Annotated in this window: 9 protein-coding genes; 2 read left to right on the top strand and 7 right to left on the bottom strand. The window is 43.9% G+C overall.

What is annotated here, in order from left to right; all coding sequences use genetic code 11:
* Position 1 precedes the first annotated feature (1 nt).
* The 7 genes from G9X62_RS06740 to rpoB all read right to left on the bottom strand — a co-directional run bounded on the left by G9X62_RS06740 (position 2) and on the right by rpoB (position 13,555).
* The gene (locus G9X62_RS06740) at positions 2-664 is read right to left on the bottom strand and encodes a bifunctional 4-hydroxy-2-oxoglutarate aldolase/2-dehydro-3-deoxy-phosphogluconate aldolase (protein ID WP_223129978.1); all 663 of its coding nucleotides are present in this window, start codon (positions 662-664) and stop codon (positions 2-4) included.
* 2 nt (positions 665-666) lie between these two features.
* Positions 667-1,677, bottom strand: a complete 1,011-nt coding sequence (locus G9X62_RS06745) for a sugar kinase (RefSeq protein WP_223129979.1) — start codon at positions 1,675-1,677, stop codon at positions 667-669.
* On the bottom strand, positions 1,677-3,086 hold the full coding sequence (gene uxaC, locus G9X62_RS06750; RefSeq protein WP_223129980.1) for a glucuronate isomerase: 1,410 nt from the start codon (positions 3,084-3,086) through the stop codon (positions 1,677-1,679). The genes G9X62_RS06745 and uxaC overlap by 1 nt, the downstream gene beginning before the upstream one ends.
* A gap of 275 nt (positions 3,087-3,361) precedes the next feature.
* Positions 3,362-4,813, bottom strand: coding sequence for a tagaturonate reductase (locus G9X62_RS06755; RefSeq protein WP_223129981.1), 1,452 nt, complete (start codon positions 4,811-4,813; stop codon positions 3,362-3,364).
* An 88-nt stretch (positions 4,814-4,901) separates the two neighbouring features.
* On the bottom strand, positions 4,902-5,222 hold the full coding sequence (locus tag G9X62_RS06760; RefSeq protein WP_223129982.1) for a DUF3467 domain-containing protein: 321 nt from the start codon (positions 5,220-5,222) through the stop codon (positions 4,902-4,904).
* A 72-nt stretch (positions 5,223-5,294) separates the two neighbouring features.
* A complete protein-coding gene (rpoC, locus tag G9X62_RS06765; protein WP_223129983.1) occupies positions 5,295-9,626 on the bottom strand; it encodes a DNA-directed RNA polymerase subunit beta' in 4,332 nt (1,443 codons plus the stop codon).
* A gap of 56 nt (positions 9,627-9,682) precedes the next feature.
* Positions 9,683-13,555 (bottom strand): DNA-directed RNA polymerase subunit beta, encoded by a 3,873-nt coding sequence (gene rpoB, locus G9X62_RS06770; RefSeq protein WP_223129984.1) that lies wholly within the window; start codon positions 13,553-13,555, stop codon positions 9,683-9,685.
* Positions 13,556-13,942: 387 nt separating this feature from the next.
* On the opposite strand from rpoB, the gene G9X62_RS06775 reads away from it, so the two are divergent.
* Together G9X62_RS06775 and pruA are read left to right on the top strand one after the other, a co-directional pair.
* Positions 13,943-14,665, top strand: coding sequence for a helix-hairpin-helix domain-containing protein (locus tag G9X62_RS06775; RefSeq protein ID WP_223129985.1), 723 nt, complete (start codon positions 13,943-13,945; stop codon positions 14,663-14,665).
* A 47-nt stretch (positions 14,666-14,712) separates the two neighbouring features.
* Positions 14,713-16,341, top strand: coding sequence for an L-glutamate gamma-semialdehyde dehydrogenase (pruA, locus tag G9X62_RS06780; protein ID WP_223129986.1), 1,629 nt, complete (start codon positions 14,713-14,715; stop codon positions 16,339-16,341).
* The last annotated feature ends 4 nt before the right edge of the window (positions 16,342-16,345 follow it).

Here is a 16,345-nt window from a genome sequence, read left to right on the forward strand (position 1 = left end):
ATTATAGTTCGTGATAGGTTTTGATCAGGTTAGCGATCGTGTTTGATATAGAGGTATAGTCTTGTTTTTGAATTAAATCAGCTGGGAATAATTGAGAGCCCATGCCTACAGCCGCTGCGCCTGCCCCAAACCAGGTTTTTAAACTTTCGCGGTTTGGTTCCACACCACCCGTCACCATGATTTTGGTCTTCGGCATTGGTCCTTGAATCGCTTTTACGAAAGCGGGACCTACCACGTTGCCTGGGAAGATTTTCACATATTTCGCACCTAAAATCTCTGCGTTGCGAATCTCCGTCAAAGTCATCGTACCAGGCATCCAAGGGATATTGTGTTTCGCACAAACTTCTCCTACGGAAGCCGTCGTGAAGGGTTGTAACATAAAGTCAGCGCCCATTTCGATGAATTCACTCGCCTGTTTTGCATCGTAAATAGTACCGATTCCGAGTACTAAATCCGGGCATTCTTTCTCGCAAAAGTCAATTAGTTTCGCAAAGATGGCTGGTGCCGCTTCGCCGCGATTCGTGAATTCAAATACGCGAATTCCACCGTCGTAGCAGGCTTTCAAAACGTTTTGGGCAATCGTTTGATCGGCGTTGAAAAATAAAGGAACGATAGGCGTTTCCGCTAATCGAGAGTACACTACATCTGCTGAATTTCTAGCCATGATTATCTTTTTAATCGTCCGGTGATATCGCCACCCATGACGGTTTCAATTTCGTCTAAGTTGGATAAATTAATATCCCCTTCGATCGTGTGTTTTAAAGCGGAAGCCGCTACCGCAAAGGCTAAAGACTTCGCCTCATCGCTATAAACTAAGTTTCCGTAAATGTATCCGGCCATAAAAGCATCCCCACCGCCAATACGATCGACGATTTGAGAGATTTCTACGGTGTCAGATTTAATCACTTTCGAGCCATCAAACGAGGTGGCAGACAAAGTATTTTGAGAGGCAGAAATCTGGCCTCTTTTCGTATTGATAATCTTCTTGATGTTCGGAAAACGCGCTTTGATCTGAACACAGATATCGTGCCAGCCGCTCTTGTGCGCGCCTGTAGGTACGATGTCTAAGATATCTTCGGCATCCGCTTTCCCACACACGATAATATCACATTGTGCAATCAAATCAGGCATTACTTCTTTGACTGATTTTCCATATTGCCAAAGGTTCTTCCGGTAATTCACATCCGCCGAAATCGTCAAACCCTGTGCTTTTGCTTCTTTTAAAGCGGCCGTTAAAGCTACCGTTGCCGCCTCCGAAATGGCCGGCGTAATGCCCGTCCAGTGGAACCAACCCGCACCATTGAATATTTCTTTCCAATTAAAATCCGCTGGATTCAAATTCGCAAAGGCTGAATCTGCCCGGTCATACGTCACTTTGCTCGGGCGCATCGCTGCCCCAAACTCCACGAAATACAAACCTAAACGACCCTCTTTATAGGCCGTATGCGACATATCCACACCCACTTGGCGGTAATAGCCAGTGGCCGCTTTGCCTAATTCGTTATTTGGGAAACAAGTCACGTGTTCCGCCGGGATTCCGATGTGGGCTAATCCGCCCGCTACGTTTGCCTCGCCGCCACCATAGGTGATGTTCAATGACTGTGCTTGAGTAATGCGTCCATAGCCCGCTGGGCTTAAACGACCCATGATTTCCCCAAAAGTGATAACCTTCTTCATTAATTCTCGAAATTAAAAAATCCTGCCGCGTTGTTATACGAAATGTCTTGCACCAACTTGCCTAACCAAGCAATATCCGCCGGCAATTCGCCATTTTCTACGTCCGCGCCTAGTAAATTACACAAGATTCTTCTAAAATACTCATGTCTTGGGAACGAAAGGAAACTTCTGGAGTCCGTTAACATACCCACGAAGTGGCTTAACATTCCCATATTGGATAAGGCGTTGATCTGCTTTTCCATGCCGTCTTTTTGGTCCAAAAACCACCAACCCGACCCGAATTGCATCTTTCCTACAATTGTTCCATCCTGGAAATTGCCCGTCATCGTCGCTAACAATTCATTATCGCGCGGATTTAAATTATACAAAATGGTCTTAGCTAATTGATTCGTCGAATCTAAGTGATTTAAGAATTTCGACAAAGGACGTGCCTGCTCAAAATCTCCAATCGAATCAAATCCCGTATCAGGTCCTAATGTTCCTAAAAGACGATCATTGTTATTGCGAATCGCCCCCAGGTGAAATTGTTGCGTCCAACCTTTGGCATGATCTAAATGCGCAAAATACACCAGCATCGCTGATTTAAACTGCACTTTCTCTTTCTGATTGATCGTTTTGCCGGTCATCAATCTCTCAAAAATGTGTGCGATTTCCTGTTCCGTATAGTCGTCAGCGTAAATCTGCTCTAATCCGTGGTCACTTAAACGACAGCCCACCGAATGGAAAAAATCGTGTCTCGCCGCAATCGCTTTCTTGTAATCGACTAAGGTATGAATCTCCATTTCAGCTGCTGCTGCCACAGAATTTACATATTCTACGAACACGATCTCATTATCCACGCCCATCGCTTTATCCGGACGGAACGTAGGCAAGACTTTGATCGCAAATCCACTCGCCTTGATTTGTTGGTGGTAAGCCAAATTGTCGATCGGATCATCCGTCGTACAAAGCGCCTTCACGTTCATCTTGAGCAATAAATTGCGCACAGAAAACGCCTTCGTACGCAAAAGGGCATTACACTGATCGTAAATGCGTTTTCCACTCTCGGCATTCAATAATTCGGTAATCCCGAAATAACGCTGTAACTCCAAGTGAGTCCAGTGATACAAAGGATTACGCATCGTGTAGGGCACTGTTTCGGCCCATTTCAAGAATTTCTCTTCGTCAGACGCATTTCCCGTGATGTATTTTTCATCCACACCATGTGCGCGCATCGCACGCCATTTATAGTGGTCGCCGGCAAGCCAGATTTGGGAAACATTATCGAATTGCTTGTCCTCCGCTATTTGCTCCGGGATCAAGTGATTGTGGTAATCAATAATGGGCATCTGAGCCGCAAATTGATGGTACAAAGTTTGCGCCGTCTCGGACTGCAACAAAAAATCTTTATCTAAAAACGCTTTCATCATTTGTCGTTTAATATATTCGGTAGTCAGTAGTCAGTAATCAGTAGACAGTATCCAGTCCGGAGGTGGTTAGTCCGGAGGAATCATTTACCATTCACAAGTAATCAGTAGCCAGTAGTCAGTAGTCGGTATTCAGTGGGCAAAGTTCAAAGTTTAAAGAATGACACTAAAACATTTCATATTCATCGCCGCAGGCGATTCCTCCTTTATGCTTTGTGCTCTATTCTTTATTCTTTATGCTTTAAATCTCTACTCTCTACTCTATAATCTCTACTCTCTTAAATATACTTTGTCACTCCCTCCACAAACCCTGGAACCGCCGTTAAATCTGTGCCCCATAGATCCGTATTGGATAATACTTTCTTCAAGTCAAAATCTTTCCAAGCCTCGTAGAAATACGGAGCATGGTCGCATTGGATAGGGTAGGCCTCTCCGTTGCTATCACCATAGTGTTTTCCACCTTCCTCTTTCACCGCGTGCATAAATTGCAAGTAGGCTGCGAAGCCCATGCAGAAAAGTTCAGGAGCCTTACCAAAGTTTTTAGCATAATTAACTAACAATGGCACGTTACGCATCCGCATTTTCGTCGTGTACTGTACCGTAATGTCGATCAATTTGTGGTTAATGAACGGATTACGGAAACGGTCTAACACAGAACGTCCAAAGCGATCCGCCACCTTGAAATCCATTTTATAAGGGATGCCCAGCGCTAGTTCGCTCAGCATTAAATTCATAATCAACTTGCTTAAATAGCCGTTTGCCATCACATCTTTTACGAGACGGAAACCTAACAAAAAGGACATTCCGCAAAGTAAGGTGTGTGTTCCATTCAATAAACGCAATTTCAATTCGCGGTAGATCTCGATATCTTCGGCAATAATCACCCCTTTATCTGCAGGGGCAAAGGATAGCACTTCTTTTACTTTGGCCCCTCCCTGAATTGCCCAAAGGCTATACACCTCCGAAATGATCATCAAAGAATCTTCATAGCCTAATTGCGCGCAAATCTCTGCATTTGTCGCCGCATCCGGACTGCCCGGAACGATGCGATCCACTAAGGAATTACAGAAGTGATTCGCCGTTTCTAACCAAGTCACAAACTCCGCAGATAAACCGTGGTCTGCTGCTAATTTCATGACAATGCCTTTCAGCACATCTCCGTTGTTGATAATTAATTCCGTAGGAACAATGACCATTCCTGAGGCAGCTGAACCAGCGAAATGCGTGAAACGCGCATGCAAGAACGCTAATAATTTAGCAGGAAAAGAACTAGGGCAACCATTTGCAATCGGATCGTTTGCCACGTAGGTGATTCCTACTTCGGTGGTATTCGAAAGGATGATTTGCATCTCCTCGCTCTTCGCGCATTCGATGATTTTATCCCAGTCTTTTGAAGCGGTAATGGTACGAGAGATGGAGGAATTGATGATATTCTCTTCTTTGGCCACACCCTCATCTATTCCCTTGATGCAATGCGTATACAAACCATCTTGTTCATCGAATGCATCTGCCCCTCCTTTAGCCGTCGATTTTACGACTACCACGCGACCCTTGAAAATTCCCGCACGGTTCGCTTTGTCGATATAAAAATCGCAAAGTCCACGTTGCAAGACCCCTGTCCCAAATTGTAGGACTTTCTCCGGATACGTAAATATCTCCGGCGATGGAACTTGTAAAGCAATAGAAGATTGAAGTTTGCCTGACTCCAGGAATTTTTTAGATAAGCGCATAGTAATTCTAATTTCCTTTAAAAGGCAAAAATCCCACCTTTTTACCTGATTTTCAGCTAAAAAAACGGGATTAAATCACCTAAAACGTTTACGCTTCGCCTATGGGGCCGTTATAATTCATGGGGAATTGGAAACCTGCGGCATCCCCTTCCTTCATAATAGGGCCAAAGGCCTCTTCGTACTTCTGAATATTCTCTTGTAACGCCTGCATTAAGCGGTAAGCGTGGTCTGGAGTCATCACGACTCTTGACTTTACTTTCGCCTTAGGCAAGCCTGGAAGGATGCGAATAAAGTCCATCACAAATTCGGATGGGCTATGCGCAATTAACGCCAAATTCACATAATGACCTTCCGCCATTTCTTCTGGAAGTTCGATATTCAGTTGATTTTCTTCTGCTGGGTTTTCCATATTTCTGTTCTGGTAAAAAATAAACCCCCGAACTTAAGAAAAGCCGGGGGTCTATTCAAATGAATCTACAAATTAGTTTGCAGCTTCTACTTTTTCTTTCGCTTCAGCGATTTCTGCAGCTTCTTTCTTCGCTTCCATTGCTTTTAGCTCATCTTTCGATGTGACTAAAATGTCCTTGTAGCGACGAAGACCTGTTCCTGCTGGAATCAAGTGACCTACGATAACGTTCTCTTTCAAGCCGTCTAGCGTATCTACTTTCGCGCGAATCGACGCTTCAGAAAGTACTTTCGTAGTTTCCTGGAACGATGCAGCGGAGATGAATGATTCCGTTCCTAACGACGCTTGCGTGATACCTTGTAAGTTAGAAGAAGAAACGGCTGCTTGCGCATCACGGACCTTCATTAACTTCATATCTCTACGTTTTAACGAAGAGTTCTCATCACGCAAAGCACGAGCAGAAAGAATCATACCTGCTTTGTATTTCTCAGAATCTCCAGCGTCAGTGATCACTTTCTGATCTAAGATCAAGTCGTTCTCGTGACGGAATACGAAACGATCTACGTTTTGACCTTGTAAGAATTGCGTATCACCTGGCTCTAAAATCTGAACTTTTTGCATCATTTGGCGAACGATACACTCGATGTGCTTATCATTGATCTTCACACCTTGTAGACGGTATACGTCTTGGATCTCGTTCACTAAGTATTCTTGTACCGCTGTAGGTCCTTTGATCTTCAAGATATCTGAAGGTGTAATAGCACCATCAGAAAGTGGAGAACCTGCACGCACGAAGTCATTATTTTGTACTAAGATGAATCGTGTTAAAGGTACTAGGTAACGACGCTCAGCTCCCTCTTTCGGTGTCACGATAATCTCGCGATTACCACGCTTAATTACACCGTAAGAAATTACCCCATCGATCTCCGTTACAACGGCTGGGTTAGATGGGTTACGTGCTTCGAATAATTCCGTAACACGTGGAAGACCACCCGTAATGTCACGTGTTTTACCTGCCGCACGAGGAATCTTAGCGATAATTTGACCCGCTTTGATTTTATCTCCTTCGTCGATCGCTAAACGCGCACCTACTGGAACGTTGTATACTAAATCTTCTTTACCTTTTGCTTTTACTAATACGGATGGGTTCTTTGTCTTATCTTTCGATTCTACAATGACCTTCTCACGCATACCTGTTTGCTCATCTGCTTCCTCTTTGTAGGTATTGTTTTCTTCGATTGCCTCGAACTCAATTTTACCTTCAGCTTCAGAAAGGATTACCGCATTGTATGGATCCCAAGCACAGATTTCGTCTCCTTTTTTCACCGCTTGGCCTTCCTTAACGCGTAAGAATGAACCATAAGGAATGTTAGAAGAGATCAAGATTTGTTTGTTCGCTGGGTTCACAATTTGAACTTCACCAGAACGACCCATCACGATTTCTACTGGATTTCCATCTGCATCTGTAGAGCTTACAGAACGAACCTCTTCGAAGTTAATCACCCCGTCAAATTTCGCTTTAACGCTTGCATCTAAGGAAACGTTTTGTGCCGTACCACCCACGTGGAACGTACGTAACGTTAACTGAGTACCTGGCTCACCAATCGATTGAGAGGCAATTACACCTACCGCTTCCCCTAAGTTCACCATCGCAGCTGTCGCTAAGTTACGTCCGTAACATTTCGCACAAACACCGCTTTGCGTTTCACAAGTTAATACCGAACGAATTTCTACTGACTCGATCGCTGTCTCATCAATTTTCGTTGCGATTGCCTCGTTGATTTCATCACCAGAAGCTACGATTAACTCATTTGTGATTGGATCATATACATCGTGAATAGATACACGACCTAAGATACGCTCAGATAATGGCTCGATGATCTCCTCATTGTCTTTCAATGGGAACACCTCGATACCACGTAAGGTACCGCAATCTTCTTCGTTCACGATAACGTCTTGTGCTACGTCGTGTAGACGACGAGTCAAGTAACCCGCATCGGCTGTTTTCAAGGCAGTATCTGCCAAACCTTTACGCGCACCGTGAGTTGAGATAAAGTACTCTAATACGTCAAGACCTTCTTTAAAGTTAGAAAGGATTGGGTTTTCGATGATTTCACCTACTGAACCTTGTAAGTTCTTTTGAGGTTTCGCCATCAAACCACGCATACCACCTAGTTGACGAATTTGCTCACGAGAACCACGGGCTCCAGAGTGCATCATCATATAGATCGCGTTAAATCCTTGGTTATCCTCTTCCATCTGCTTCATCAATGTCTCGGTAATTTTCGAGTTCACTTTTGTCCAGATGTCAATAACTGCATTGTAACGCTCGTTATCTGTGATTAAACCCATTAAGTAGTTGTCCCAAACCGCTTGAACATCATCCTGTGCTTTCTTCACTAAGGAAGCTTTCTCAGCTGGAATTTGAACATCACCAATACCCATCGATAAACCACCGTGGAAGGCTTGTTGGAAACCTAATTCTTTGATATCATCTAAGAATTGCGCTGTACGAGCCATACCACAGATCTTGTGAACGTGTGAGATGATTTGTTGCAATTTCTTCTTAGTCAATAACTCATTGATGTAACCTACTTGCTCAGGAACACATAAGTTGAATAATACACGTCCAGCAACAGTTTCCACCATTTCTTGAACTAATGTACCGTCTTCCTTACGAACGGTAGCTTTCACTACGATGTTCGCGTGCTTAGACAATTTCTTCTCGTTCAAGGCGATTACAACCTCCTCAAATCCGTAGAAACGGTGTCCTTCTCCCTCTACCTTGTGGTCTGGAGTTGACTTACGTCCTTTAGTTACATAATATAAACCTAACACCATGTCCTGAGATGGTACCGTAATAGGCGCACCATTCGCTGGGTTCAAGATGTTATGTGATGCAAGCATTAATAACGAGGCTTCCAAAATCGCTTCATGTCCTAGTGGAACGTGAACCGCCATCTGGTCACCATCGAAATCGGCGTTAAATGCCGTACAAGTTAATGGGTGCAATTGGATCGCTTTTCCTTCGATTAATTTCGGTTGGAAAGCTTGGATACCTAAACGGTGAAGGGTAGGAGCACGGTTTAAAAGAACTGGGTGTCCTTTCATTACATTTTCCAAAATATCCCAAACCACTGGATCCTTACGATCAACAATTTTCTTCGCAGACTTAACCGTCTTCACGATACCACGCTCGATCAACTTACGGATAACAAACGGCTTGAATAATTCTGCCGCCATATCCTTCGGAAGACCACACTCGTGCATTTTCAATTCTGGACCTACCACGATAACCGAACGACCTGAATAATCGACACGCTTACCTAATAAGTTTTGACGGAAACGACCTTGCTTACCTTTCAACATATCAGAAAGAGACTTCAAGGCACGGTTACCTTCAGAACGAACCGCATTTACTTTACGTGAGTTGTCAAATAAGCTATCTACAGCTTCTTGCAACATACGTTTTTCGTTACGTAAGATTACCTCTGGCGCTTTGATTTCGATCAAACGCTTCAAACGGTTGTTACGGATAATCACACGACGGTATAAGTCGTTCAAGTCAGATGTCGCAAAACGACCTCCATCTAATGGCACCAATGGACGTAATTCTGGTGGAATTACTGGAACCATTTTGATGATCATCCACTCAGGACGGTTATCGATACGACCGATCGACTCACGGAACGCTTCTACCACTTTCAAACGCTTCAAGGCTTCAGCCTTACGTTGTTGAGATGATTCAGTGTCTGCAGAGTGACGCAAGTCAGCCGATAAGCTGTCTAAGTCAATGCGAGATAATAACATATTTAACGCGTCAGCACCCATTTTCGCGATGAATTTCTGTGGATCTTCATCAGGTAAATGTTGGTTCTCGCGCGGTAATTTGTCTAAGATATCTAAGTACTCGTCTTCTGTTAAGAAATCAAGGTATTGGCTACCAATCTTTCCTTCTTCCGCGTACATACCCGGTTGAACTACCACGAAACGCTCGTAATAAATTACTTGGTCTAATTTCTTCGTAGATAAACCTAGCATATAACCGATTTTGTTCGGTAAGCTACGGAAGTACCAGATGTGTGCTACTGGAACCACTAATTCGATGTGGCCCATACGCTCACGACGTACTTTTTTCTCCGTTACTTCTACACCACAGCGATCGCAAATGATGCCTTTGTAACGAATACGCTTGTATTTACCGCAATGGCACTCCCAGTCCTTTGTAGGACCGAAGATACGCTCGCAAAACAAACCGCCCATTTCGGGTTTGTAGGTACGGTAGTTGATGGTTTCCGGTTGTGTTACCTCGCCATTAGACCCCTCTAAGATGGACTCAGGAGAGGCTAGTGAGATGGTTACTTTTTGGAAATCGCTATTCAGCTTTCTAGTCTTTTTAAATGACATTTTCTATGTATTTTATTGGAAAATGAACTCTTTTAATAGGGCCAAAGCCCAATGGTTTACTCAAGGGTGATTTCAAGGGCTAAACCTCTCAATTCGTGAATCAATACGTTGAATGATTCTGGAATGTTAGGCTTAGGCATGTTCTCTCCTTTTACAATAGCTTCGTAAGCTTTTGCGCGGCCGATGACATCATCAGACTTCACAGTTAAGATCTCTTGCAAGATATTCGCTGCACCGAAGGCCTCTAATGCCCAAACCTCCATCTCACCAAAACGCTGACCACCAAACTGAGCTTTACCACCCAATGGTTGTTGTGTAATTAATGAGTAAGGTCCGATCGAACGTGCGTGCATCTTATCATCCACTAAGTGACCCAGTTTCAACATATAGATGATACCTACAGTCACCGGTTGATCAAATTTATCACCCGTTAAACCATTGTATAAATACGTACGACCCCAGTCTGGTAAACCGGCTAACGTTAATTCAGCGGCTACCTCTGCTTCAGTTCCACCGTCGAAAATAGGCGTTGCATAACGCTTACCTAGTTTTTGTCCAGCCCAACCTAATACGGTCTCGTAAATTTGTCCTAAGTTCATACGAGATGGTACCCCTAGTGGATTCAATACGATATCTACTGGTGTTCCATCTTCTAAGAATGGCATATCTTCTTCACGTACGATACGAGCAACAATACCCTTATTACCGTGACGACCCGCCATCTTATCACCCACTTTTAACTTACGTTTCTTAGCTACATACACCTTCGCTAATTTCACGATACCAGCAGGTAATTCATCACCTACTTCTAACACGAAACGCTCACGCTTGAAGTTACCAGCGATTTCGTTACGACGAACGTGGTAGCTCTTAATTAAGGCTAAGAAAGTCGCGTTAGTCGCTGCATCCGCAGTAGCATCTTCTACGATCAAATCTGAAAGTAAATTCGCTTCTTCAGGAACGGCATATGTTGACTCATCGCGGTATAAGTTTTTATCTGGGAATAATAATTCTTCGATATTCTTCGCTGTGAATTTAACCCCTTTCTCTACGATCACTGTGCCAAACTTGTGACGGATTCCACCACATGTTTTTCCAGCCAATAAAGCAACGGTCTTTTCGATCATGATCTTACGAACCTCTAATAGGTCTTTACCGTATTGCTTCATAACCAACTTCAATTCAGCCTTCGACTTATCGCGTTGATCCTTATCCTTTTTAGGACGAGCAAACAATTTCGTGTCGATAACCACCCCTTTTAATGATGGTGGCGCTTTCTTCGAAGCATCTTTCACATCACCAGCTTTGTCACCAAAGATGGCACGTAATAATTTCTCTTCTGGAGTTGGATCAGACTCTCCTTTTGGTGTAATCTTACCAATTAAGATATCTCCTTCTTTCACCTCAGAACCTACGCGAACAACACCGTTCTCATCTAGGTTACGAACTGTTTCCTCAGAAACGTTCGGGATTTCAGAAGTTAATTCCTCCTCACCACGTTTCGTATCACGTACCTCTAATTCGAATTCCTCAATGTGGATCGAAGTAAAGATATCGTCACGAACCACTTTTTCAGACATTACGATCGCATCCTCAAAGTTGTAACCTTGCCATGGCATGAACGCCACTTTCATGTTACGACCTAAAGCTAGCTCACCTGCTTGAGTTGCATAACCTTCGCAAAGCGCTTGACCCTTCACCACTTTTTGTCCTTTGAAGACAATTGGTTTCAAGTTGATCGTTGTATCCTGGTTCGTTCTACGGAACTTGATTAATTTGTATTCTTTTGTAGAACCGTGGAAGCTTACTAATTTTTGCTCCTCCGTTTGATCGTAGTTTACTACAATGCGTAAAGCATCTACGTATTCGATCACACCACTTCCTTCAGCAACTACTAAAGTACGGGAGTCAATCGCCACGCGGTGTTCTAAACCTGTACCTACGATAGGTGCTTCTGGGCGTAACAATGGCACCGCTTGGCGCTGCATGTTCGATCCCATCAAGGCACGGTTCGCATCATCATGTTCTAAGAAAGGAATCATAGAAGCCGCAACCGAAACAATTTGGTTAGGCGCTACGTCCATGTATTGTGCATCCGCTGGATTGACTAACGGGAAGTCACCTTCGAAACGTGCTTTCACACGGTCAGATAAGAATTTACCCGTTTTGTCAATCTGTGCATTCGCTTGAACGATGTTCTTGCCATCTTCTTCTTCAGCCGTTAAATACGAAACAGTCGTAGACGTATCTACTTTTCCTGATTCGATTAGACGGTAAGGAGTTTCGATGAAGCCCATTCCGTTTACTTTCGCGTGAACGCAAAGAGAAGAAATCAAACCGATGTTTGGTCCCTCTGGCGTTTCAATCGTACAAAGACGACCGTAGTGCGTGTAGTGAACGTCACGAACCTCGAAACCAGCTCTTTCACGAGAAAGACCGCCTGGCCCTAGGGCAGACATACGACGCTTGTGCGTGATCTCAGCTAATGGATTCGTTTGATCCATAAATTGAGATAGCTGATTTGTTCCAAAGAACGAGTTAATCACAGACGATAACGTACGTGCATTAATCAAGTCTACTGGCTTAAAGTCCTCGTTATCACGAACGTTCATACGTTCTTTGATCGTACGAGCCATACGTGCAAGACCTACACCGAATTGAGCATATAATTGCTCACCCACTGTACGTACACGACGGTTTGACAAGTGGTCAATATCATCGACAACCGCGCGAGAGTTGATCAAACCGATCAAATACTTCACGATAGAGATGATATCTTCTTTTGTCAATACCTTAATATCCATTGGGATATCATGGCCTAATTTTTTATTGATACGGTAACGACCTACTTCGCCTAAATCATAACGCTTGTCTGAGAAGAACAAGTTTTGGATGATATCACGTGCCGTTTGCTCATCTGGAGCATCTGTATTACGTAATTGCTTGTAGATAACTTCTACCGCCTCTTTCTCCGAGTTCGAAGTATCTTTTTGTAAAGTATTGTAGATGATGTTGTAATCAGATACGTTCACATCGTCTTTGTGCAAGATGATTGTGCTTGATCCTGATTCCAAAATCGTCTCGATCTCGTTCTCCGTAATAACGGTATCACGCTCGATCAAGATTTCGTTACGGTCGATAGAAACTACCTCACCTGTATCTTCATCTACGAAGTCTTCTTGCCACGTTTTCAAAACCCTCGCAGCTAAGCGACGTCCTACCGTAGTTTTCAAGTTTTTCTTGTCCACCTTCATTTCTTCAGCTAAGCCAAATAAATCAAGGATGTCCTTGTCATTTCCGTAACCAATTGCACGAAGCAATACAGTCACTGGGAATTTCTTTTTACGGTCGATGTAGGCATACATCACATTGTTAACGTCCGTTGCAAATTCAATCCAAGAACCCTTGAATGGAATGATACGAGCCGAATACAATTTAGTTCCATTCGTATGCTTCGATTGCGCGAAGAATACACCTGGCGAACGGTGCAACTGAGAAACGATGACACGCTCAGCACCGTTGATCACGAATGATCCACGTTCTGTCATGTACGGAATGTTTCCTAAGAATACTTCTTGTTCGATGGTTTGGAAATCTTCGTTGTCTGTATCATTACAGATCAAACGTAATTTCGCTTTTAAAGGTACTGAATACGTTAAACCGCGGTCGATACACTCATCTACCGAATATTTCGGTGGATCTACAGAGTAGTCAACGAACGACAAAACGAAATTTTCCCGCGAATCCGCGATTGGAAAATTCTCAGCAAACACTTTAAATAAACCTTCGTCAGTACGATTCTCAGCAGCTGTCTCTAGCTGGAAAAAATCCTGAAAGGATTTGATTTGGATATCCAGAAAATCTGGATAATCGATCACAGACTGCGTTTTCGCAAAGCTGTGTCTTCCTGTGGCAGTGATGTTACTCAAGGCTTTATACGTTTTAAATTAAATGAAAAATGGCCCTATGGGCACAATTTAAAGCTGAAATGCCTCGTAGATGAAAAAATGATTCCCCTTTGCGCTTCCCCTACGATAAAGGAATTGTGTTTCAGAAATCATTTCTTTTTGGATAGGCCCGAAGGCTTGTACCCTAAAATAGCCTGCAAAGGTACTGATAATTTTCTGAGAAACAAGGGGGTTGTGAGATTTTTGTTTGAGATTGCTGAAACAATAGTAAATGGTGAATGGTAAATGATTTAGGTTTTGTTTTTATTCTCCAAAAATATCTGGCACCCCATTCACCATTTACCACTTACCATTCACCATTAATGTTCCGCCTCTCACTCACCATTCACCATTTACAATCAACCACTAATGAAAACAAAACTAATGTACTACCTCCGCTTCGTCCTCGCCTACACTCACGACGAGATTAAAGGGATTATTGCACTCTTCGGAATGGCGGGAATTTATGTGCTCTATTATATAGGGAATGAATACTATAAGAAGGAGCAGGAAAAATTAGAATTTAATCCGGTGGTTTGGGAGGCGAACTATAAGGAGATTAAGCCGAAGTCTGGAGGGAGGGAGTCTGGAAGCTATAAGTCCGAAGTCCGAAGGAAAGGTTGGGTAGACTATGGGAGCTATAAGTCCGGAGGAAAAGAGTCCGGAGTCCGGAGAAGGCAGCAAGCCATCGATATCAATACCGCGGATTCAACAGCTTGGGTGGCGCTGAATGGAATCGGGCCGGGGTTTGCGAAGAGAATCATTTCCTATAGAGAGAAGTTGGGTGGGTTTTACCAGGTAGATCAATTGAAGGAGGTGTATGGTTTGGACTCGATTTGGGTAAAAGAAAATAAGGCTTTGTTAAAGGTAGGGGCGGGGGTGTATCGGTTTCTGAAGATTAATCAGGTAGAATGGAAAGATTTCAGGCATCCGTATTTGCCTTATGGGCAGTCGAAGGTGGTTTTGGCCTACAGAAAACAACATGGTCCGCTGAAAGATTTTGAAACCTTGCAGCAAATTCAATTGCTAGATCAGGTGGCGTGGAGGCGGTTGAAACCTTACCTGAGCTTTGTGGTTCTTGATAATAAGTAGAAAACGCGTAATTTAGCATCCTATTTAATACACATCAACGAAACAATATGTCCTCAGGAGTTTTTCAAGTGCCTACACCTGTGAATGAGCCTATTTTGCAATATGGCGCAAATTCAGCGGAGAGATCTACATTAAAGCAAGCCCTTTCGGATTTGCGTAATCAACAAATTGACGTGCAGATGCGCATCGCAGGTCGTTCTGTGAAGGGTGCCAAAAAAGTCGCGATGACTTGTCCTCACGATCACCAACACGTGTTAGGTCACTATTATGAAGGAGGAAAAGCGGAAGTGGCGCAGGCGATTGACGCGGCTCTAGCAGCTAGATCCGCTTGGGCATCGATGCCTTGGGAGGATCGCGCGGCGATCTTTTTGAAAGCAGCAGATCTTTCAGCTACTAAATACCGAATGCAATTAAATGCGCGCACGATGTTAGGTCAATCGAAGAATGCCTACCAGGCGGAAATCGATGCGGCGTGTGAGTGGATTGATTTCTTACGTTTTAACGTGCATTACGCACAACAGATTTATAGCGAACAACCGATTTCGTCGCCTGGCGTTTGGAATCGTTTGGAATACCGTCCTTTAGAGGGCTTCGTTTACGCATTGACTCCTTTTAATTTCACGGCAATCGCGGGTAATTTACCGGCGGCACCTGCCTTGATGGGAAATACGGTCGTTTGGAAGCCATCGCCTACGCAGGTTTATTCGGCGGGATTATTGATGGAGATTCTAGAGGAGGCAGGTTTGCCGGCCGGCGTGATCAACTTAGTATTAGCGGATGGCCCGGAAGCAGGGGAGGTTGTTTTCTCTCACCGCGACTTTGCGGGGATTCATTTTACAGGATCGACGGGCGTGTTCCAGACGATTTGGAAGAATATAGGCCAAAACATCGCCAACTACAAGTCTTATCCACGTATTGTGGGTGAAACCGGCGGAAAGGACTTCGTGGTAGCTCACTCTTCTGCAGACGCTAAAGCGTTAACCACCGGATTAATCCGTGGCGCCTTCGAATACCAAGGCCAAAAATGCTCCGCAGCCTCTCGCGCCTACGTTCCCGCTTCCTTATGGCCAGCGGTAGAAGCGCAATTGAAGGCAGATTTAGCCGCCATCAAAATGGGTGGTACAGAAGATTTCGAAAACTTCGTGAACGCGGTCATCGACGCTAAAGCTTTCGCAAAAATTACTTCCTATATAAGTGAAGCGAAAAAGTCCCCAGAAGTAACAGTCATTTCAGGCGGAAACTTCGACGATTCGAAAGGCTATTTTGTAGAACCTACAGTCCTATTAACAACGAATCCAACCTACCGCACGATGGTTGAGGAAATCTTTGGCCCGGTATTAACCATCTATGTATATAATGACGCAGATTGGAAAGAGACATTAGCCTTAGTAGACTACACGTCAGCGTATGCCTTAACAGGTGCGATTTTCGCGCAAGACAAATATGCGATGCTGGAAGCGATGAAAGTGTTAGAAAACGCGGCTGGTAACCTATACTTGAATGACAAGTGCACGGGTGCCGTGGTGGGCCAGCAGCCTTTTGGCGGTGCGCGCGCCTCTGGAACGAATGACAAAGCGGGTTCTTATTTGAATTTATTGCGTTGGGTTTCCCCACGTACCGTGAAAGAAGTCTTCGTTTCACCTACGGATTTCCGTTACCCATTCTTAGAAAAGTAATAAT

This window comes from Aquirufa lenticrescens (assembly GCF_019916085.1).
GTDB lineage: Bacteria > Bacteroidota > Bacteroidia > Cytophagales > Spirosomataceae > Aquirufa > Aquirufa lenticrescens.

What these genes read in the sequence shown, in the direction of transcription:
- pruA (WP_223129986.1), top strand. Translation starts at nt 14,713, where the DNA reads ATGTCCTCAGGAGTTTTTCAAGTGCCTACACCTGTGAATGAGCCTATT.
- G9X62_RS06755 (WP_223129981.1), bottom strand. Translation starts at nt 4,813, where the DNA reads ATGCGCTTATCTAAAAAATTCCTGGAGTCAGGCAAACTTCAATCTTCT.
- G9X62_RS06740 (WP_223129978.1), bottom strand. Translation starts at nt 664, where the DNA reads ATGGCTAGAAATTCAGCAGATGTAGTGTACTCTCGATTAGCGGAAACG.
- G9X62_RS06775 (WP_223129985.1), top strand. Translation starts at nt 13,943, where the DNA reads ATGAAAACAAAACTAATGTACTACCTCCGCTTCGTCCTCGCCTACACT.
- rpoC (WP_223129983.1), bottom strand. Translation starts at nt 9,626, where the DNA reads ATGTCATTTAAAAAGACTAGAAAGCTGAATAGCGATTTCCAAAAAGTA.
- G9X62_RS06745 (WP_223129979.1), bottom strand. Translation starts at nt 1,677, where the DNA reads ATGAAGAAGGTTATCACTTTTGGGGAAATCATGGGTCGTTTAAGCCCA.
- uxaC (WP_223129980.1), bottom strand. Translation starts at nt 3,086, where the DNA reads ATGATGAAAGCGTTTTTAGATAAAGATTTTTTGTTGCAGTCCGAGACG.
- G9X62_RS06760 (WP_223129982.1), bottom strand. Translation starts at nt 5,222, where the DNA reads ATGGAAAACCCAGCAGAAGAAAATCAACTGAATATCGAACTTCCAGAA.